The following is a 19,642-nucleotide window of genomic DNA, read 5'->3' as shown; positions in this document are numbered from 1 at the left end:
AATTCACTTCGTGTGAATTGTATTTTTTTGTGCAGAATAATGGTATGATGAGTAGGAATATGAACAGAAAAGAGGGAACGATTTGAAAATAGCGATTTCTTCCGATCACGGCGGTAATAATCTCCGTAAAGAAATTATTCAACAATTAGAAGAGCTTGGACTTTCCTATGAGGATTTCGGTCCAACAAACGATGATTCAGTCGATTATCCTGATTATGCAATGCCGGTAGCAGAAGGTGTGGCAAACGGGAAGTTTGATCGTGGTATATTAATTTGTGGTACAGGTATTGGTATGTCGATTGCGGCGAATAAAGTAAAAGGTATTCGATGTGCATTAGTGCATGATGTATTTTCTGCAAAAGCAACAAGATGTCATAACGACTCTAATGTTCTTGCAATGGGTGAACGTGTAATAGGTCCAGGACTTGCTAGAGAAATCGTAGCTACTTGGCTTGCACAAGACTTTGAAGGTGGACGTCACGAGCGCCGTGTAGAAAAAATTTCGGCATTAGAGAACTAATTTATAAATAGAAGAAGGCGATTATTAGATGGAAGCAAAAAGTTTGTGGAAACAACAAATAGAACAGCTTCTACTCGAGGTTGAGCAGCAAGCGTTCTTAAAAGAGAATGATCTATTTGTTATTGGCTGTTCAACTTCGGAAATTATCGGCGAGAAAATTGGTACTGCTGGTGGCTTAGAGGTAGCCGAGGTTTTATATGAACCTTTGCGTGCTTTTGCTGATCGAAATAAGGTTCATTTAGCATTTCAAGGTTGTGAACATATAAATCGAGCAATAACAATGGAAAGAGAAACCCAGCTTCTCTATCGATTACCAGAAGTTTCGGTTATTCCAGTTGTTCGTGCAGGTGGCTCTATGTCTGCCTATGCGTACACTCAATTTCAAGACCCTGTAGTTGTCGAGCATGTACAAGCACATGCCGGCATTGACATAGGACAAACGCTTATCGGTATGCAATTGAAACCTGTTGCTGTTCCGATTCGCGTGTCCACTAAGCATATTGGGGAAGCGATCGTTACGATTGCGAGAACACGTCCAAAGCTAATTGGCGGAGAACGTGCATTTTACGGATGATATTGGAGGAGGAACTAAGAGTGGAAAAGATTTTAGCACAAGATCCAGCGGTACATGAAGCTATGCTGGCAGAGAAAAAACGTCAACAAGCAAATATTGAGTTAATTGCATCAGAAAACTTTGTGTCAGAAGCAGTTATGGAAGCGCAAGGCTCTGTACTGACAAATAAATATGCAGAAGGCTACCCAGGTAAACGCTACTATGGTGGCTGTGAGCATGTGGATGTAGTGGAAAATATCGCTCGTGATCGATTAAAAGAAATTTTTGGAGCTGAGCATGCAAATGTTCAACCACATTCAGGTTCTCAAGCGAATATGGCAGTATACATGACTGCGTTACAACCAGGTGACACAATATTAGGTATGAATCTTTCCCATGGTGGTCACTTAACGCACGGTTCTCCAGTTAACTTTAGTGGAATTCAATATAACTTCATCGATTATGGTGTGGATAAAGAAACAGAAACGATCGACTATGAAAATGTTCGTGCGATTGCATTAGAACATAAGCCTAAAATGATCGTAGCTGGAGCAAGTGCGTATTCACGTACGATCGACTTTGCTAAATTCCGTGAAATTGCTGATGAAGTAGGAGCTTACTTGTTTGTAGATATGGCACATATTGCAGGTTTAGTAGCAGCTGGACTTCATCCGAACCCAGTTCCATATGCACATTTCGTTACATCGACAACACATAAAACATTACGTGGACCACGTGGTGGATTAATCTTAACAACCGAAGAGTTCGCTAAGAAAATTGATAAAACAATTTTCCCTGGAATTCAAGGTGGACCATTAATGCATGTAATTGCTGCAAAAGCTGTAGCATTTGGGGAAGCTCAAAAACCTGAATTTAAAGAGTATCAAGCACAAGTGATTGCAAATGCTAAAACTCTTGCAGATAGCTTAACTGCAGAAGGTATACGCATTGTTTCTGGTGGAACTGATAATCACGTTATGCTATTAGACGTTTCTGTTTTAGATTTAACAGGTAAGGTAGCGGAGCATGTACTTGATGAGGTTGGAATTACAGTAAATAAAAACACGATTCCATTTGATACATCTAGTCCTTTCATTACATCAGGAGTTCGCATTGGTACTCCAGCAGTTACATCACGTGGATTTAAAGAAGAAGAAATGAAAGAAATCGCTTCAATCATTGCAAAACTTCTGAAAAACCATGAAGACGAAGCTGTACTTAAAGAATCTAAAGAACGTGTTTCTGCATTAACAGCAAAATTCCCATTATACAATTAATAGTTTAGTATATGAAGGCTACTTTTCTTTGGAAAAGTAGCCTTTTCCGTTTTATACTGTCTAACCTTTCATTTCAACTTGTAAAATGGATGTTCTTATATTTTATTTTTGAATGAATTTAAAAAAAGACTATTGGGCAATATGTGAGGAGTGGGAAAATGAACAAAGGCAATCAATGACAATATATTTACAATCCTATGTCGGCTTAAAATAGACGCAATATTAAGAACGTAGGATTACTAGTATGTAACCATATTCTTTTGTTATAATTAGTAGAATTGCAAATAAAACGAGAAGGAGATACGCCATATGCCAAAAGTATTTGTATTTGATCATCCACTCATTCAACACAAACTTACATATATCCGTGATGTAAACACTGGAACTAAAGAGTTTCGTGAACTTGTAGACGAGGTTGCGACACTCATGGCGTTTGAGATTACACGTGATTTACCATTAGAGGAGACAGAAGTGGAAACTCCTGTACAAAAAACAAAATCAAAAGTACTTGCTGGTAAGAAAATAGGGATTGTTCCTATTCTGCGTGCAGGTATTGGAATGATTGATGGAATCTTGAAACTCATACCAGCTGCGAAGGTTGGACATGTTGGTCTTTATCGAGATCCAGAAACATTGCAACCAGTTGAATATTATGTAAAGCTTCCCGCAGATGTTGCAGAACGTGATTTCATCCTTGTAGATCCGATGCTTGCAACTGGAGGTTCCGCAATTGAAGCAGTTAACTCTTTGAAAAAGCGTGGCGCAACAAGCATTAAATTTATGTGTCTGATTGCTGCTCCAGAGGGTGTAGAAGCATTGAAAAAAGCTCATCCAGATGTAGATATTTATATTGCAGCTTTAGATGAAAAGCTAAATGACCATGGCTATATTGTTCCAGGGTTAGGCGATGCAGGAGACAGACTATTCGGTACGAAGTAATTGGGTAAATAGAATCATTTATGGTTTTTTAAGAAAAAGAAGTAAATTGACTCTATTAAATTTGTCGATAAGATGTCAATTGTGAAGTATATGTGAAGAATTTCACTACTTCTAATTGACATCAAATTGCCCCTATTGTATGCTTACAAAGGATATCAATGATAGGGGTTTCATGCTCGAAACACTTGTCGTATCAACTTTCTACTAGTTTCACAGTTTTTACTTAAATAGGAAAAACGTGAGGACTCTTTTATGCGTCGAAATAGACGTCCGTTACAAGGGATAGCGATGTATTCTGCGATTCTCTCACAGCTTGTAGGTTCTATTTTAATAGGTATATTCACAGGAATGTGGATAGACGATATTTTTAGAACCACTCCAGTATTTTTAGTAATATGTTTACTCGCTGGCCTTACAGTTGGTGTGTTCGCCATTATTACTACCATTCGAAAATATGATTCAGGAGACTGAAGACCCATGCAGGAAATGCAACGTATTTATACGAAGCAGAAAAAGTACATATTTTTTTTGCTCGGAGCATGTGCGCTAGGTTGGGGATTTACCCCATATTCGCCAATATTTGCGGGCTTAGCACTAGGTTCTTTATTTGGTCTGTATAATTTCTGGATTCTAGTACGTAGAATGGAGAAATTTGATCGAGTGTTGACAAATGGAAAAGGACGAGCAGGTCTCGGCACAACTTTTCGCTTCGCATCAGGCGTTGCAGCTGTTGCAATTGCCCTTGCCCTTCCAGAGTACATACATCTGATCAGCACAGTTATCGGATTAATGATTCCCTATGTTCTACTAATAGTAGAAAGAATTGTGTTTCATGCAAGACATTAACTATGAGATTGTGAAAGAGAGGTGAATGAATCGTGGAACATGCAAATCCAACGTTCAAGTTTTTAGGACTGTATGGAAACTGGTCAAACATTTTAATGCTTGCGGTAACTACACTTATCGTTTTCTTAATTGCTTATATTGCGACAAGAAACTTAAAAATGAAACCGACTGGTATGCAGAACTTCATGGAATGGATTATGGATTTTGTGAAGGGGATTATTAAAAGTAACTTCGACTGGAAAACAGGTGGGCGTTTCCATGTACTTGGGATTACACTAATTATGTTTATTGCAGTAGCAAACGTATTAGGTCTTCCATTTGCCATCACGTATGATGGGGTACTTTGGTGGAAATCTCCAACAGCAGACCCAACCATCACCATGACATTATCCGTTATGATCATCGTTTTAACGCACTACTACGGAATTCAAATGAAAGGTTTTAAACAATATAATGTTGATACTTATTTAAAACCACTTCCATTTTTATTTCCATTAAAAATTATTGAGGAATTTGCAAATACGTTGACACTTGGTCTTCGTCTTTACGGTAATATCTATGCGGGGGAAGTTCTTTTAGGACTGATCGCAGGATTAGCAACTTCTAGTATTTTCGGCTTTGTTGGAGCAATTATTCCAGCAATGGCATGGCAAGGTTTCTCCCTATTTATAGGTGGGATCCAAGCATTCATTTTCGTTATGTTAACAATGGTTTATATGTCACATAAAGTGTCGTCAGACCATTAATATAACTGTTTAGGAAACTAGGCAGAAATAAATAAAAAAAAACAACATTCCAAGGAGGAAATTACACAATGGTAGGTTCAGTTGGTCTTTTAGCAGCAGCTATAGCAATCGGTTTAGGTGCACTTGGTGCAGGTATCGGTAACGGTTTAATCGTTTCAAAAACAGTAGAAGGTATTGCTCGTCAACCAGAAGCACGTGGAGCTTTACAAACAGTTATGTTCATCGGGGTAGCATTAGTTGAGGCGATTCCAATTATCGCAGCAGTTATCGCTTTCATCGTATTAAACAAATAAGAACCAAATACAAAATCTTTGGAGTATCTCTCTAATATAGATATTCCAGGCTGTCTTGAAAACGCTTGTCAGTCGAGGCGCGAAGAACGAGGCGGAAGCGAATTGAACTAATAGTTCATGAGCTAACAACGAGTGCAAGCAACGAAGGATGAAAGCGTTTGTCAACAGTCTGAAATGGCGGGTTTTTTATCCGCCATTCTCTTTATGAATTAGAAAACAATAAATACATTTATACATTATAGAAGCAAGATCTCTTATTAGCGTTTGAAAGGAGTGAAACAATCGTGTCTTTTGATTACCTTGTACTTGGTGCTGAAGCCCATAGTGGTTTTAACACTTGGGATATCTTTGCTACATTATTCTTCTTTATTTTACTTCTTGTACTTTTAAAGAAAGTAGCTTGGGGTCCATTAATGGGGATTATGACTCAACGTGAAGAATTAATCGCAAGTGAAATTGAAGCAGCTGAATCTAGCCGCCAAGAATCAGAGCGATTACTGGAAGAACAACGTGACTTACTTAAAGAAGCACGCACGGAAGCACTAGCGATTGTAGAAAATGCGAAAAAGCAAGGCGAAGCGTCTCGTGAAGAAATTATCACAACTGCTCGTTCTGAAGCAGCGCGTTTAAAAGAATCTGCTATCCGTGAAATTGATACAGAAAAAGAAAGAGCGATTGCGGCAGTACGACAAGAAGTAGTTTCACTTTCTGTACTTGCAGCGTCCAAAGTTCTTGAAAAAGAAGTTTCGGAAGAAGATAATCGTGCGCTAATCGAGGCAACGATTGCGAAGGCAGGCGAAGTTAATTGAGTAAATCAACTGCAGCACAGCGTTACGCAATCGCATTGTTTGAACTAGCACAACAAAAAAACGAGCTTCAATCAGTAGAAAATGATTTACGTGAACTTAAAGTTGTCTGGAATGGCAATAAAGATTTGAAAACTCTATTCACATCTCCAAAGCTTTCTTTAGACAAGAAAAAAGACTTGATTCGTGAAGTTTTTGCTAATGCAAATCCTATCGTTATCAATACACTTTTAGTGCTAATTGATAAAAAGAGATTAAACGAAGTTTCAGACATTATTTCTGAATTTATGACACTTTCGAACGAAGCACAAGGTATTGCAGAAGCGAAAGTATATACTACACGTGATTTAACAGAAGAAGAACGTGCAAGCGTTTCATCTGTATTTGCAAAAAATGTAGGTAAACAATCTTTACGTATTCAAAACATTGTAGATCCATCTATTATTGGTGGAATTCGTGTTCAAATCGGAAACCGCATTTACGATAGCACTCTAAGTACTAAATTAGATCGCTTAAAACGTAACTTGATCGGTTAATATTATGAATTTTGAGAGGTGACATACATGAGCATCAAAGCTGAAGAAATCAGTGTCTTGATTAAACAGCAGATTGAGAATTATGAATCTGAGATGAAAGTTAGCGACGTTGGTACAGTAATCACAATTGGTGACGGTATCGCGCGTGCTCATGGCCTCGACAACGTCATGGCTGGAGAGCTTTTAGAATTCTCAACTGGTGTTTTAGGTATGGCACAAAACTTGGAAGCGAACAACGTTGGTATCGTTATCCTTGGACCATACACAGACATCAAAGAAGGCGATGAAGTACGTCGAACAGGCCGTATTATGGAAGTTCCTGTTGGTAAAGAATTGATTGGCCGCGTTGTCAATCCACTTGGCCAACCAGTTGACGGACAAGGTCCTATTGCAACTACAAAAACTCGTCCAATCGAAAGTCCTGCACAAGGGGTTATGGCACGTAAATCTGTACATGAGCCACTTCAAACAGGTATTAAAGCGATTGACGCTCTTGTACCAATCGGACGTGGACAACGTGAGTTAATCATCGGTGACCGTCAAACAGGTAAAACATCTGTTGCGATTGATACAATCCTTAACCAAGCAGACCAAGATATGATTTGTATCTATGTTGCTATCGGTCAAAAAGAATCGACTGTACGTAACGTAGTAGAAACACTTCGTAAAAAAGGTGCTTTAGATTACACAATCGTTGTAACTGCATCTGCATCTGCACCAGCTCCATTATTATACCTAGCACCTTATGCTGGTGTAACTATGGCAGAAGAATTCATGTTCGAAGGTAAGCACGTACTGATCGTTTATGATGATCTATCTAAACAAGCTGCTGCATACCGCGAACTTTCATTACTTCTTAAACGTCCTCCAGGTCGTGAAGCATATCCAGGGGATGTATTCTACTTACACAGCCGTCTACTTGAGCGTGCTGCGAAGTTAAATGAAACTTTAGGTGCAGGTTCAATCACTGCATTACCATTCGTTGAAACACAAGCGGGAGATATCTCTGCTTACATTCCAACAAACGTAATCTCGATTACAGATGGTCAAATTTTCTTACAATCTGATTTATTCTTCTCTGGTGTACGTCCAGCGATCAACGCTGGTTTATCCGTATCCCGTGTAGGTGGATCAGCTCAAATTAAAGCAATGAAGAGTGTTGCGGGTACACTACGTCTTGACTTAGCTGCATACCGTGAGCTTGAAGCATTTGCTCAATTCGGTTCAGACCTTGACGCTGCAACTCAAGCGAAACTTAACCGTGGTGTTCGTACAGTAGAAGTATTAAAACAAGACTTGAACTCTCCTATAAAAGTAGAAAAACAAGTTATGATTTTATATGCTCTAACACGTGGCCATTTAGATGATATCCCAGTTAAAGATATCAGTCGCTTTGAAGCAGAGTTATATAGCTGGTTAGATACAAACCACACAAACGTTTTAGATCATATTCGCACGACTAAAGCTCTTCCTTCAGATGAAGATATGAACAATGCTATTTCTGCATTCAAAAAAACTTTCGCAATATCTGAATAATATCTTTGTCGATGTGAAAAAAACAATAAGGTGGTGAAATACCAGTGGCATCATTACGCGACATTAAAAGCAAAATTACGTCAACTAAGAAAACAAGTCAAATTACAAAAGCTATGCAAATGGTTTCTGCTTCTAAGTTGAACCGTGCGGAGGAGAATGCAAAAGCATATGTTCCTTACATGGGTAAAATTCAAGAGGTAGTCGGTGCAATTGCTTCAGGTACAAGTGATAGTGGACATCCAATGTTAACTACCCGTCCTGTTAAAAAGACTGCATATCTTGTCATCACTTCTGATCGTGGTTTAGCTGGAGCTTACAACAGTAACGTTATTCGAGCTGTTGCCAATGCAATAGCACAACGTCACGCTTCAAAAGATGAGTATGTAATTCTGGCAATTGGTCGTATGGGACGTGACTTCTTCGTAAAACGTGGTTCTAATGTAATCGGGGAAGTTATAGGTTTACCTGACCAACCAGCTTTTTCTGATATTAAAGAAATTGCGCGCAGAGCTGTTGGTATGTTCACGGATGGTACATATGATGAACTTTATATGTACTATAACCACTTTGTCAGTGCCATCTCCAGTGAAGTAACGGAGAAAAAGGTACTGCCACTTACGGATATTGCAGTAGAAAAAGGCTCAACTGCTTCTTATGAATTTGAACCTTCAAGTGAGGCGATTCTAGAAGTGTTACTTCCTCAATATGCGGAAAGCCTAATTTTCGGTGCATTACTCGACGGTAAAGCAAGTGAACATGCTTCGCGTATGTCTGCGATGAAATCCGCGACAGATAACGCAACTGATTTGATTAGTAACTTAACATTAGTATATAACCGAGCACGTCAAGCTGCGATTACGCAAGAAATTACGGAAATTGTCGGCGGTGCATCGGCTCTAGAATAGGTAAAGAAAGAAAGTAAGACAGGAGGGAACAGTAGTGAACAAAGGACAAGTACTACAAGTAATGGGTCCAGTTGTTGACGTAAAGTTTGACAACGGCCAATTACCAGCTATCTATAATGCATTGACTGTAGCTATTGAACGTCCAAACGAAGCTCCTACTACGTTAACGTTAGAAGTAGCTTTACACTTAGGGGATGATTCTGTTCGCACAATCGCAATGTCATCTACTGACGGACTTAAACGTGGTGCAGAGGTAATAGATGCTGGTGCAGCAATTTCTGTTCCGGTTGGTAATGTAACTTTAGGACGCGTATTTAACGTTCTTGGTGATGTAATTGACTTAGGAGAAGAAATTCCGACTGAAGAGCGTCGTGATCCAATTCACCGTCAAGCACCAACATTTGAAAATCTTTCAACAGAAGTTGAAATTCTTGAAACAGGTATCAAAGTAGTAGACCTTTTAGCTCCATATATTAAAGGTGGTAAAATCGGTCTATTCGGTGGTGCCGGAGTAGGGAAAACAGTTCTTATCCAAGAACTTATCAACAACATTGCTCAAGAACATGGTGGTATTTCGGTATTCGCTGGTGTTGGAGAGCGTACACGTGAAGGAAATGACTTATTCCACGAGATGAGCGATTCTGGCGTTATTAAGAAAACAGCAATGGTATTCGGTCAAATGAATGAGCCACCTGGCGCACGTATGCGTGTAGCTTTAACTGGTCTTACAATGGCTGAATATTTCCGTGATGAGCAAGGTGCAGACGTACTTTTATTCATCGACAATATCTTCCGTTTCACTCAAGCGGGTTCTGAGGTTTCGGCTCTTTTAGGTCGTATGCCATCAGCAGCTGGTTACCAACCAACGCTTGCTACTGAAATGGGTCAATTACAAGAGCGTATCACGTCTACAAATACTGGTTCTGTTACATCTATCCAAGCGATTTATGTACCTGCCGATGACTATACGGATCCAGCTCCAGCAACAACTTTCGCTCACTTAGATGCGACAACAAACTTAGAACGTAAATTATCTGAGATGGGTATTTACCCAGCGGTTGATCCGTTAGCTTCTTCTTCTCGTGCGCTTTCACCTGAAATCGTAGGACAAGAGCATTATGATGTAGCACGTCAAGTGCAATATACATTACAACGCTACAGAGAGCTTCAAGATATTATCGCGATCTTAGGTATGGATGAATTAGGGGACGAAGACAAGTTGGTAGTAAACCGCGCACGTCGTATTCAGTTCTACCTATCTCAAAACTTCCATGTTGCAGAACAATTTACAGGTCAAAAAGGTTCTTATGTTCCAGTTAAAGAAACTGTTGAAGGATTCAAACAAATTCTTGAAGGAAAATATGACCATTTACCAGAAGATGCTTTCCGTCTAGTGGGACGCATTGAAGAAGTTGTAGAAAAAGCGAAAAGCATGGGCGTAGAAGTATAATAATTCGGACCAGGAGGAAAAAATATGAAGACACTTATAGTCAATATTGTCACTCCCGACGGCCCGGTATACGATTCTGAAGTAGACATGATTATCGCTAAAACAGCATCTGGTGAAATCGGTATTTTACCTGGCCATATTCCAATGGTTGCGCCACTTGTAATCGGTGCAGTTAAATTGAAAAAAGATGGAAAATCAGAGTATGTAGCAGTAAACGGTGGATTTGTTGAAGTTCGACCTGAAAAGGTAACGATTTTAGCTCAATCTGCTGAAGTTGCTTCAGATATCGATGTAACTCGTGCAAAAGAAGCGGTGAAACGTGCAGAAGAACGTCTTCAACATAAGCAAGATTCAACTGATTTCAATCGTGCTGAACTTGCTTTGAAACGTGCGATGAATCGTATCAACGTTTATGAGGGTAACATTTAAACCTTATTATTTCTGTGATAAATAAGGACTGCCTCCGGTGAATGTCACGGATTTTATTTATCGTGCAGGCAATTTTGATTTTAACTGATTTAACAAGCGGGCAGAACTAGTTCTGTCCGTTTTTTTCTTATAGGGCTACTTTGCTACTAATCTAGTTTAAATGTAGGAGGATGGAAATGTTTTTATTAAATGGCCAACAGGCAATCATTGCTATCTTAGCAAATATATTTTTTATCGGTATATCATTTTATGCACTTCAAGCAATTATGATTGAAAAGGTAATTAAAAAAAATAAAGTTTTCCAGGCACAGCTGTTATTTATTTTAATAAGTATAATGATCGGTTCAACTGTTGCTAATTTTTTCTTAAATCTAACGAATTGGTCAAATCAATTGCCATTTCTATTTAATTAATGGAAAAAGATTCTTTATGCTCATGCAAATAATGGAGTAGTTTGTATGAGCATGTAGAATCTCCTCTTATTTCCTGGGAAATATTTTGTCGATTAGGTTTTATGTGAAACACACTGGGGTAATTTAAGATTATCTACACGAAAAGACTGGGTATAACGTATACTATAGCAATGAAAATGAACTAAATTAGCAGTAGAAAATAGTGTTTTTGATGCTTGTATATACTCGAAATTCGTTGTATGATGTATATTGTTTTGTAATTCCTAATAATGACATCATACATATTTTCGATTATATATGAGCAAATGAGGATAAGAACGCGGAGGGAAAGAAGTGGATAAAATCGTTGTTAAGGGCGGTCAAACTTTAAAAGGAAATGTAAGAGTGGAAGGCGCGAAAAATGCTGTTCTACCAGTTCTTGCTGCTGCTTTACTTGCCACCAAAGGACAAAATGTAATCAAAGATGTACCTACACTAGCAGACGTTTTGACAATTAATGAAGTGTTAAAAAGTTTAAATACAAAAGTTATATACAATCCAGAACTAAATCAAGTAATAATTGATTCACAAGAGAGACTTTCAAGTGAAGCACAATTTGAGTATGTTCGTAAAATGCGTGCATCTATTCTTGTAATGGGTCCAATTTTAGCGCGCAATGGTTTTGCACGTGTTGCTCTTCCAGGTGGTTGTGCAATAGGCTCACGCCCTATTGATCAGCATTTAAAAGGCTTTGAGGCGATGGGCGCTGAAATTTCGTTCGGACATGGCTTTGTAGAAGCAAAAACAAATGGACGCTTACAAGGTGCAAAAATCTATTTAGACGTACCGAGCGTAGGAGCAACAGAAAATATTATGACTGCTGCAGCGCTTGCTGAAGGCATCACGATTATCGAAAATGCTGCTAAAGAGCCGGAAATTGTCGATTTAGCTAACTTCATCAACGAAATGGGTGGAAGTGTCAAAGGTGCCGGTACGGATACAATACGTATTGAAGGTGTATCTGAATTACACGGAACAGAGCACCATATCATCCCAGATCGTATTGAAGCAGGAACATTCATGGTTGCAGCTGCAATTACAAAAGGCGATGTGCTAATCGAAAATGCTGTACCTGAGCATATGACAGCACTAATTTCTAAATTGCAAGAAATGGGCGTTGAAGTAACTGAAGAAAATCAAGGCTTACGTATACGTTCTTCAGAACCATTAAAATCAGTTGATATTAAAACAATGCCACATCCTGGTTTCCCTACAGATATGCAATCACAAATGATGGCATTGATGATGACTGCTCATGGAACAGGAATCATTACAGAAACTGTATTTGAAAACCGTTTTATGCATGTGGAAGAATTCCGACGGATGAATGGCAACATGAAAATCGAAGGACGTTCCGTAATTATGGAATCACCATCTAATTTACAAGGTGCAGAAGTCGCAGCAACGGACTTACGCGCAGCAGCAGCACTTATTATCGCTGGTCTTGTAGCTGAAGGTATTACACGTGTAACTGAACTTTATCATTTAGATCGTGGGTACGTTGATTTCGACAAAAAACTTGCAGCACTTGGTGCGGATATTGAAAGAATCGGTACCGAAAGCCCAGAGAAAGCAATTCAACTTGTATAATATATGTAAAGCACTGTGCATTCATACATGCATGGTGCTTTTTTTGTCGAAGGGTATTTTTGGTTGCTGATAAAGAAGAATTAGTTGCTTTTAAGAATAATTTGATTGCTTACGTTTTAAGTTTGGTTGCTTTTAGAAAAAGATGGTTGCTCTTTTCCATTTATTAGTGAGTATTTTCTGTTACGGGACTGACCAGTATTTCTCAGTAATGGATTCCTTAATATTTTTGTAGCTTCATGCTTATTGTTTAACAATAGGTACTGTTGGCATTCTTGATTAGTTATTGTATTTTTAAATACAAGAAAATAATCTTTTAGTGTACTTTCATGTGCATTTTTGTTGTAAGTTTTACACGCGGGACAATACCAGCTCCTAATTACTTTTTTCATTCCAATATATCCACAATCACACTCTACTCCTTTTAGAAGAGAATTAGGTTCTATACCAAAATAATTGACTAAAGGAAATGGTTGAAAATCTTTGTTATTTTTAAGCAAATAGTTTTTTAAGGACTCCAATTGCGAATCAGTAAGAATAGGTAAGCCAACATTAATACTTCGTATAAAGGGTTTGATTCCTCTTCGAAATATAAGGACTTTATTTGCAGGTGCAACTTTAATATAACTAGAGGCAAACGCAAAGACGATTGCACTATAGATAGGTAAAGAAACTCCTATAGATTTAAATAGTTGTATTAATTGATATTCATACTCCTCTAATTGAAGAACAGGATTCTCAAAAGTATGAGTTTCACCTGTCTCAAGCTTTCTTAACAATTGTTGATCGGTGAAGATTATTTCTCCGTTAATATTTTTTACTTCAAAGATTAATGCATAATATGGAGTAATAATAATTATGTCCATTTGAAAAAGTGCCTCTGAGTATAAAGAAATATTATGAAAAACATAGAACTTATAGGGCAACTTCAATTTTTCAAGAACTTTCATTACCACTTCTTCTCCTATTTCCCCTGCCTGATTTTGATAAAATTCATTTTTAATTTTTAAAAACTTTGGATGGTTTTTTGGTAAGCGTTTATATAGTGTGCGTAGTGTTTTGACATATTGAGAAGCTGTATATTTTTTGGCTATCATTCTCTCACCTCGCACATAGGTTACCATATCTGGATATAAATATAGAAATCACTAGAATGCGATTCTTGAGGTCTATTTTGTATAAAAATGATTCAATAATTGAATTTTTGCTACCAAAAGTGTCTCAAAATAAGATTTTTGTACTTTAAAAATGATTTAGTTGCTCAAATAGAAATTTAGTTGCTCTCGTTAATAAATTGATCGCTCTCAGCATGCTGATAATTTAGGACTCTCTTAGCCAGATTGTTTTATATAATTCCTTCATAAGTTTCCCTATTAAAAATGCTTGTTCATTTTCCCTCTCGGTCTAGCATATAGTACCTCTATGAAACAAAACATACTCTTATTATTCATTGTCATATGCCTCCTGTTACTACCGTTCTTATTAATCAAAGAAAAGCATGACGCAAAATCACCACCTGCATTGGAACTAGATTTTGAAATTGAATGTCCAATACTAATCGAAGTGAAAGGGGAGCAACAGAAGATTCCTCTCGAAACGTACGTTTTAGGAGTTGTAGCTGCGGAAATGCCTATTTCCTTTCATGAAGAGGCTTTAAAAGCACAATCTATCGCTGCTCGGACGTATGTGTTACGCGAGACGAATTATGGGGAAACACCTATTGAAAAAACGGTGCAAAAACAAGTGTATGCAAGCGAAGAAGAACGAAAGAAAAAATGGGGATCTTCCTTTGAGGAATATGAGGAAAAACTCCGTAACGTCGTCGCTTCTACCGAAGGAGAAATCATTGTTTATAAGGATCAGCTGATCACGGCTATGTTCTTTTCAACTAGTAATGGACAAACAGAGAGTGCGGAAAATTATAGTGGGTATGCGATTCCGTATTTAGTTTCTGTACCAAGTGAAGAGGAAGAGCTGTTTGCGCCAAATGTAAACAAGCAATTCGAGTATACAAAGAAAGAATGGGCAAATGCTTTTGGATTAAAATGGTCTGAAAGTATAGCGAAAACATTTCAAGTGACGAAGACAGATTCTAACCGCGTAGAATCGGTACAAATAAACGGCAAAACGTGGACAGGCCGTGAAGTTCGTACATTACTCGGACTACCCTCTACAGATTTCAAAGTTACATTCAAGAATGATAAGGTGATAGTAGATACGGTCGGATATGGGCATGGAGTAGGGATGAGCCAGTACGGTGCAGAGGTGCTGGCACACGATTCTGTAGGTGCACATGACATTCTTCTTCACTATTATAAAGGAACAGAAATAAAAAGTTTTTCAACGTGTTTAAAATCTCCTTCAAATGCAAATAATAGCAATTGAGGTGATGAAAATGAGAGAAGAACAATCAAACAAGCCTTCTCAGAAGAATAAAAATCCGAAGAAACCGTGGTTTTGGCCACTAATCTATGCGGGGTTTTCGGTAGCATTCGTAGGAATGATTTGGGGGTATAACGTGTTTGTTGACACGGATACAGCAGGGGAGTCCAAATGGACCGATGCTAGTAAGGATCCTGATAAAGTAACTATCGAAACGAATGCACAAGCAGAATCTATGAAATATCCTTTCAAAGAAACTTTGTTGGATAGCATGGAAGTCGTACAGCACTATTATGACATGGAAGCAGATGAAGCGACACGTGAAAAATCATTACTCGTGTTCAATCAAACCTATGTAGCGAATACGGGTGTATCCCTGTCGATGAATGGAGAACCATTCGAAGTAGTTGCAGCAATGAGTGGAAAAGTAGAAGCAGTCAATGTAGATCCTTTTGTAGGAGATGAAATCGTCTTATCTCATGCAAATGGTATGCAAACAAAATATCGCTCTGTCACTGGCATTCTAGTAAAAGTAGGAGATGTTGTGGAGCAAGGACAAGCACTTGCAACTTCATCTGAAAATGAATGGAACCCTACTGCAGGTGTTCACTTGCAATTTGAGGTTTATAACGAAGAGGGTATCCTAGTCAATCCGGAATCATTACTAGCGTTTTAAACATTATTTATTTAAATTTTAGCGTGAATATGCTGAAATAGGGAATTCCGGTAACGCCTGAGTTCCAAGCATCCAGTGGACTTAAAGCCTCCAATGGATGTACAGATTTCGTTTAGACTACATTGAATAAATTCGATGTAGTCTTTTCTGCGTTTTGCAGAAGTAACACCTTAAGTCGAATTTGAAATTCATAAAAACCGATACGAATGCATAAAGTGATGAAAAGTGTTCCTTTACTAACGAAAGGAAGAGTTAGTGCACGAAACGATACGTCATAGATGCATACGTTTAGGGGAAATGGTAATTGAAACAAAGAAAACTGTCCGTGCCATCGCTAGCACGACCGGTCACTCTAAAAGCACTGTTCATAAGGATTTGACGGAGAGGCTCCATTTAGTGGATCCGCAATTGGCGAAAGAAGTCAAAGAAATACTTGCGTATCATAAATCGGTCAGGCATTTACGCGGTGGAGAGGCAACGAAACGAAAATGGAAAACAAAAAAGGAAGATGGGAAAGGTCGTGATTTGTAATAAATCACGGCTTTTTTCTTTTAAAATAGTTGCCTTTTGCTACTCTTTTTTATGAGCAATGTTCTCGAATGGAGGATAATTGGTCTCTGTTTAAACGAAATTGGTCTTGTTTTCTCATTCTGTTAAATTCTTTTTTTGCCCTTCTGAATGGAATGGTTAAATAGAAAATAATACCGTTACTCAAATGATATAGAACTAGTTATAAAGTTCTAGTATATTCCTCCATTTACGTAATAAAAAACAAAAAGAAGGAAAATAGTAAGGGTTTATTTGTCAATAAAAAAAGTGTTTTTATAACAAAACTATGATAAAATTATAAGTTAGAGACGTATGGAATTATACATATAAAATGGTTTAGATAGGGAAGGAGAAACATTGTTAATGTTTGCGAAGGATATAGGAATCGACTTAGGAACAGCGAACGTATTAATTCATGTAAAGGGTAAAGGGATTGTTTTAAATGAACCATCCGTAGTTGCTATAGATAAAAGCTCAAACAAAGTGCTTGCAGTTGGAGAAGAAGCACGTCAAATGGTGGGCAGAACACCAGGGAATATTGTTGCTATTCGCCCACTAAAAGATGGAGTAATTGCTGATTTTGACGTGACAGAAGCAATGCTTAAGCATTTTATTAACAAATTAAACGTAAAAGGATTTCTATCTAAGCCTCGCATTTTAATTTGTTGTCCTACTAACATTACAAGTGTAGAACAAAAAGCAATTCGAGAAGCAGCAGAAAAATCGGGCGGTAAAAAAGTATATTTGGAAGAGGAACCTAAAGTTGCAGCAATTGGAGCAGGAATGGATATTTTCCAACCAAGCGGTAATATGGTAGTCGATATCGGTGGAGGTACTACTGATGTTGCAGTACTTTCAATGGGAGACATTGTTACTTCTGAATCTATTAAAATTGCCGGAGATGTTTTTGACAACGACATCCTTCAATATATAAAAAAAGAGTACAAGCTTTTAATAGGGGAACGTACAGCGGAAAACATAAAAATTACGATAGGCACTGTATTTCCAAATAGTCGTAATGAAGAGATGGATATTCGTGGACGTGATATGGTAACTGGTCTTCCAAGAACCATTACCATTCGTTCAGAAGAAATTGAAAAAGCATTACGCGAATCAGTTTCTGTTATTGTACAAGCAGCGAAAAATGTTTTAGAAAAGACACCGCCTGAATTATCGGCCGATATAATTGACCGTGGCGTAATCATTACTGGTGGGGGAGCACTTTTACATGGAATGGATCATCTTCTTGTAGAAGAATTGAAAGTGCCAGTATTTATAGCAGAGAGCCCTATGGATTGTGTAGCGATAGGCACGGGAATCATGTTAGATAATATTGATAGAATCTCAAGAAGATAACTGGCTGGTTCTGCAGCTGGACAAAGAGGAGGCATTCTAATGTTTCGTGGATTTCATACAGTTGCATCTGGAATGATTGCGCAACAGCGTAGAACGGAATTACTGACAAATAATATGGCAAACGCAAATACGCCTGGATATAAAGCGGACCAATCAGCGATTAGATCATTTCCTGAAATGTTTTTATCCAAATTAGGTCCTTCCAATATTCCAACGGATGCTCCTATCAACGGAAAGTATGCAACAGGTGTTGGAGCAGTAGGCACTGGTGTTTATATGCAAGAAACAATCGCTTTGATGCAGCAAGGTCAGCTGCAAGAAACGGGCTTGAATACGGATATTTCTTTGATTGATGGTTTACTACCAGAAGATGCAGAAACGGGTCAAACAGGTGCCATTTTTTATCGTTTACAGCATCCAGTGGAAGGAGAAGCATACACTCGCAATGGGAGCTTCACATTAGATGCAGAAGGATTTTTAACAAATCCCCAAGGTTTGTATGTTCTTGATTCAAATGGGCAACGTATTCAGCTTCAAAATGACGATTTTCGTGTTGCTGGTGATGGGCAGATTTATGTAGATGATGCGGCAATCGGGCAAATCGGTGTTTCTTTTTCCACCCAACCAGAAACGTTGATTAAACAAGACAATGGTTTATTTAAAACTGCGGATGGCACAAACTTGCCTTCAGCTTACGATACGGAAAACGTTAGTTTTTCGATGCAACAAGGATATATTGAACGTTCCAACGTAGATACTGCTAAAACAATGACGGAAATGTTAACAGCATACCGAGCTTTTGAAGCAAATCAAAAAGTACTTCAAGCATACGACCAAAGCATGCAAAAAGCAGTCAATGAAGTAGGACGGGTAAATTAGATATACGTAAGGCAGCAGAAGCCGGAAGCTAGACAGTAACAATATAGAAAAATTTAATCTTCTTTAAAGAGGAGGCACCCATAGATGTTACGTACAATGGTTACAGCTACGAATACAATGTCACAGCTTCAAAGTCAAATGGATATTATTGGAAACAACCTTGCGAACTCCAATACGCATGGCTATAAAGCGAAAGATGTAAAATTTCAAGAGCTTCTATACCAACAATTTAACAATGACAAGTTGGACAAAGTAGATCGTCAATCACCCGTAGGAATCCGTTATGGAGTTGGAGCTTCACTTGCACAGGCATCCATGAACTGGAAGCAAGGAAGTCTCCAATCTACGGGACGTGATTTAGATTTTGCTTTTCAGGAACCAAAGCAATATTTTAATGTTTTAATGCCAGATGGAGAAAATGGTCAACAGACGGCTTATACTCGTCAAGGTGCATTTTATGTTTCGCCAATGGAAAATGGTAACTTAATGCTCGTTACAGGAGATGGTTATCCTGTGGCTGATGCAGCTGGACAAGCAATTACTATTCCAGATAACGTTTCAAGTTTTTCTGTAAACGAGTCTGGTGTACTAACAGCAAATTATCCAGATGGTTCTACTGTCCAAAGAGAATTAGCTGTTTCTGTTTTACAAAAACCACAGTTAATGGAACAGCTTTCTGAGACGTACATTGCATTGCCAAACAATTTGGCAGAGTTAGGGGTCAATGCACAAGATGTGATAATTGACCTTCAAGGTGCTGAACGTGGTGAAATAGCTTTAACGAATCAAGTATTGGAAATGTCTAATGTAGATATGTCAAAAGAAATGACTGAGTTAATGACTGCTCAGCGTTCTTACCAATTCAGTGCAAGATCAATATCGATAGCAGACCAAATGTTGGGTCTAATAAATGGGATAAGATAAT

Annotated in this window: 23 protein-coding genes; 22 read left to right on the top strand and 1 reads right to left on the bottom strand. The window is 38.2% G+C overall.

The window, feature by feature from the left end:
• Nucleotides 1-82: 82 nt before the first annotated feature.
• The 16 genes from rpiB to murA all read left to right on the top strand — a co-directional run bounded on the left by rpiB (nt 83) and on the right by murA (nt 12,878).
• Entirely contained in the window at nt 83-520 is a 438-nt protein-coding gene (rpiB, locus tag AN959_RS02645; RefSeq protein ID WP_053590527.1) for a ribose 5-phosphate isomerase B, read from the top strand.
• 28 nt (nt 521-548) lie between these two features.
• Complete coding sequence (locus AN959_RS02640; RefSeq protein WP_056828050.1) at nt 549-1,094, top strand: TIGR01440 family protein; 546 nt, start codon at nt 549-551, stop codon at nt 1,092-1,094.
• Between the two features lie 20 nt (nt 1,095-1,114).
• Nucleotides 1,115-2,350 carry a serine hydroxymethyltransferase gene (glyA, locus tag AN959_RS02635; RefSeq protein WP_053590525.1) on the top strand — a complete coding sequence of 412 codons (1,236 nt, stop codon included), beginning with the start codon at nt 1,115-1,117 and terminating at the stop codon, nt 2,348-2,350.
• A gap of 309 nt (nt 2,351-2,659) precedes the next feature.
• Complete coding sequence (gene upp, locus AN959_RS02630; protein WP_053590524.1) at nt 2,660-3,289, top strand: uracil phosphoribosyltransferase; 630 nt, start codon at nt 2,660-2,662, stop codon at nt 3,287-3,289.
• Between the two features lie 252 nt (nt 3,290-3,541).
• Nucleotides 3,542-3,760, top strand: coding sequence for an AtpZ/AtpI family protein (locus AN959_RS02625; RefSeq protein ID WP_056828048.1), 219 nt, complete (start codon nt 3,542-3,544; stop codon nt 3,758-3,760).
• A 6-nt stretch (nt 3,761-3,766) separates the two neighbouring features.
• On the top strand, nt 3,767-4,135 hold the full coding sequence (locus AN959_RS02620) for an ATP synthase subunit I (protein WP_053590522.1): 369 nt from the start codon (nt 3,767-3,769) through the stop codon (nt 4,133-4,135).
• A gap of 32 nt (nt 4,136-4,167) precedes the next feature.
• Nucleotides 4,168-4,881 carry a F0F1 ATP synthase subunit A gene (gene atpB / locus AN959_RS02615; protein ID WP_053590521.1) on the top strand — a complete coding sequence of 238 codons (714 nt, stop codon included), beginning with the start codon at nt 4,168-4,170 and terminating at the stop codon, nt 4,879-4,881.
• Nucleotides 4,882-4,949: 68 nt separating this feature from the next.
• Nucleotides 4,950-5,174, top strand: coding sequence for a F0F1 ATP synthase subunit C (atpE, locus tag AN959_RS02610; protein WP_053590520.1), 225 nt, complete (start codon nt 4,950-4,952; stop codon nt 5,172-5,174).
• 284 nt (nt 5,175-5,458) lie between these two features.
• Nucleotides 5,459-5,983 (top strand): F0F1 ATP synthase subunit B, encoded by a 525-nt coding sequence (gene atpF, locus AN959_RS02605; protein ID WP_053590519.1) that lies wholly within the window; start codon nt 5,459-5,461, stop codon nt 5,981-5,983.
• A complete protein-coding gene (locus tag AN959_RS02600) occupies nt 5,980-6,516 on the top strand; it encodes a F0F1 ATP synthase subunit delta (RefSeq protein WP_056828046.1) in 537 nt (178 codons plus the stop codon). Before atpF ends, AN959_RS02600 begins: the two co-directional genes overlap by 4 nt.
• 27 nt (nt 6,517-6,543) lie before the next feature.
• Nucleotides 6,544-8,052, top strand: coding sequence for a F0F1 ATP synthase subunit alpha (atpA, locus tag AN959_RS02595; RefSeq protein WP_053590517.1), 1,509 nt, complete (start codon nt 6,544-6,546; stop codon nt 8,050-8,052).
• A 44-nt stretch (nt 8,053-8,096) separates the two neighbouring features.
• Nucleotides 8,097-8,957: a F0F1 ATP synthase subunit gamma gene (locus AN959_RS02590; RefSeq protein WP_056828044.1), complete on the top strand. Its 861-nt coding sequence runs from the start codon at nt 8,097-8,099 to the stop codon at nt 8,955-8,957.
• A 34-nt stretch (nt 8,958-8,991) separates the two neighbouring features.
• A complete protein-coding gene (atpD, locus tag AN959_RS02585; protein WP_056828042.1) occupies nt 8,992-10,407 on the top strand; it encodes a F0F1 ATP synthase subunit beta in 1,416 nt (471 codons plus the stop codon).
• Nucleotides 10,408-10,431: 24 nt separating this feature from the next.
• A complete protein-coding gene (locus tag AN959_RS02580) occupies nt 10,432-10,836 on the top strand; it encodes a F0F1 ATP synthase subunit epsilon (protein ID WP_053590514.1) in 405 nt (134 codons plus the stop codon).
• A gap of 176 nt (nt 10,837-11,012) precedes the next feature.
• Nucleotides 11,013-11,249 carry a DUF1146 family protein gene (locus AN959_RS02575; protein WP_275789289.1) on the top strand — a complete coding sequence of 79 codons (237 nt, stop codon included), beginning with the start codon at nt 11,013-11,015 and terminating at the stop codon, nt 11,247-11,249.
• A gap of 333 nt (nt 11,250-11,582) precedes the next feature.
• Nucleotides 11,583-12,878, top strand: coding sequence for a UDP-N-acetylglucosamine 1-carboxyvinyltransferase (murA, locus tag AN959_RS02570; RefSeq protein ID WP_053590512.1), 1,296 nt, complete (start codon nt 11,583-11,585; stop codon nt 12,876-12,878).
• 116 nt (nt 12,879-12,994) lie between these two features.
• On the opposite strand, the gene AN959_RS02565 is transcribed toward murA, so the two are convergent.
• The gene (locus tag AN959_RS02565; RefSeq protein ID WP_056828040.1) at nt 12,995-13,972 is read right to left on the bottom strand and encodes a nuclease-related domain-containing protein; all 978 of its coding nucleotides are present in this window, start codon (nt 13,970-13,972) and stop codon (nt 12,995-12,997) included.
• 325 nt (nt 13,973-14,297) lie between these two features.
• Between AN959_RS02565 and spoIID the strand changes: the two genes are divergently transcribed.
• The 6 genes from spoIID (at nt 14,298) to AN959_RS02535 (ending at nt 19,641) form a co-directional block, all read left to right on the top strand.
• Entirely contained in the window at nt 14,298-15,260 is a 963-nt protein-coding gene (gene spoIID / locus AN959_RS02560; RefSeq protein WP_056828038.1) for a stage II sporulation protein D, read from the top strand.
• Nucleotides 15,261-15,270: 10 nt separating this feature from the next.
• Entirely contained in the window at nt 15,271-15,933 is a 663-nt protein-coding gene (locus tag AN959_RS02555; RefSeq protein WP_053590509.1) for a M23 family metallopeptidase, read from the top strand.
• A 255-nt stretch (nt 15,934-16,188) separates the two neighbouring features.
• Nucleotides 16,189-16,464, top strand: coding sequence for a sporulation transcriptional regulator SpoIIID (locus AN959_RS02550; protein ID WP_053590508.1), 276 nt, complete (start codon nt 16,189-16,191; stop codon nt 16,462-16,464).
• 381 nt (nt 16,465-16,845) lie between these two features.
• A complete protein-coding gene (locus tag AN959_RS02545; protein ID WP_053590507.1) occupies nt 16,846-17,838 on the top strand; it encodes a rod shape-determining protein in 993 nt (330 codons plus the stop codon).
• A 39-nt stretch (nt 17,839-17,877) separates the two neighbouring features.
• Nucleotides 17,878-18,717, top strand: a complete 840-nt coding sequence (locus AN959_RS02540) for a flagellar hook-basal body protein (RefSeq protein ID WP_056828036.1) — start codon at nt 17,878-17,880, stop codon at nt 18,715-18,717.
• 84 nt (nt 18,718-18,801) lie between these two features.
• Nucleotides 18,802-19,641 carry a flagellar hook-basal body protein gene (locus AN959_RS02535; RefSeq protein ID WP_056828035.1) on the top strand — a complete coding sequence of 280 codons (840 nt, stop codon included), beginning with the start codon at nt 18,802-18,804 and terminating at the stop codon, nt 19,639-19,641.
• Nucleotide 19,642 lies beyond the last annotated feature (1 nt).

The organism is Psychrobacillus sp. FJAT-21963 (assembly GCF_001420585.1).
Taxonomy (GTDB): domain Bacteria; phylum Bacillota; class Bacilli; order Bacillales_A; family Planococcaceae; genus Psychrobacillus.
Note: the sequence above shows the minus strand (reverse complement) of the source record. Positions and strands in the feature narration are given on the sequence as shown.

Bases quoted from the DNA above. Each gene is read 5' to 3' on its own strand.
- spoIID (WP_056828038.1), top strand. From the start codon at position 14,298: ATGAAACAAAACATACTCTTATTATTCATTGTCATATGCCTCCTGTTA.
- AN959_RS02535 (WP_056828035.1), top strand. From the start codon at position 18,802: ATGTTACGTACAATGGTTACAGCTACGAATACAATGTCACAGCTTCAA.
- atpA (WP_053590517.1), top strand. From the start codon at position 6,544: ATGAGCATCAAAGCTGAAGAAATCAGTGTCTTGATTAAACAGCAGATT.
- AN959_RS02580 (WP_053590514.1), top strand. From the start codon at position 10,432: ATGAAGACACTTATAGTCAATATTGTCACTCCCGACGGCCCGGTATAC.
- AN959_RS02555 (WP_053590509.1), top strand. From the start codon at position 15,271: ATGAGAGAAGAACAATCAAACAAGCCTTCTCAGAAGAATAAAAATCCG.
- AN959_RS02545 (WP_053590507.1), top strand. From the start codon at position 16,846: ATGTTTGCGAAGGATATAGGAATCGACTTAGGAACAGCGAACGTATTA.
- AN959_RS02575 (WP_275789289.1), top strand. From the start codon at position 11,013: ATGTTTTTATTAAATGGCCAACAGGCAATCATTGCTATCTTAGCAAAT.
- AN959_RS02640 (WP_056828050.1), top strand. From the start codon at position 549: ATGGAAGCAAAAAGTTTGTGGAAACAACAAATAGAACAGCTTCTACTC.
- AN959_RS02625 (WP_056828048.1), top strand. From the start codon at position 3,542: ATGCGTCGAAATAGACGTCCGTTACAAGGGATAGCGATGTATTCTGCG.
- upp (WP_053590524.1), top strand. From the start codon at position 2,660: ATGCCAAAAGTATTTGTATTTGATCATCCACTCATTCAACACAAACTT.
- atpE (WP_053590520.1), top strand. From the start codon at position 4,950: ATGGTAGGTTCAGTTGGTCTTTTAGCAGCAGCTATAGCAATCGGTTTA.
- AN959_RS02565 (WP_056828040.1), bottom strand. From the start codon at position 13,972: ATGATAGCCAAAAAATATACAGCTTCTCAATATGTCAAAACACTACGC.
- AN959_RS02620 (WP_053590522.1), top strand. From the start codon at position 3,767: ATGCAGGAAATGCAACGTATTTATACGAAGCAGAAAAAGTACATATTT.
- AN959_RS02540 (WP_056828036.1), top strand. From the start codon at position 17,878: ATGTTTCGTGGATTTCATACAGTTGCATCTGGAATGATTGCGCAACAG.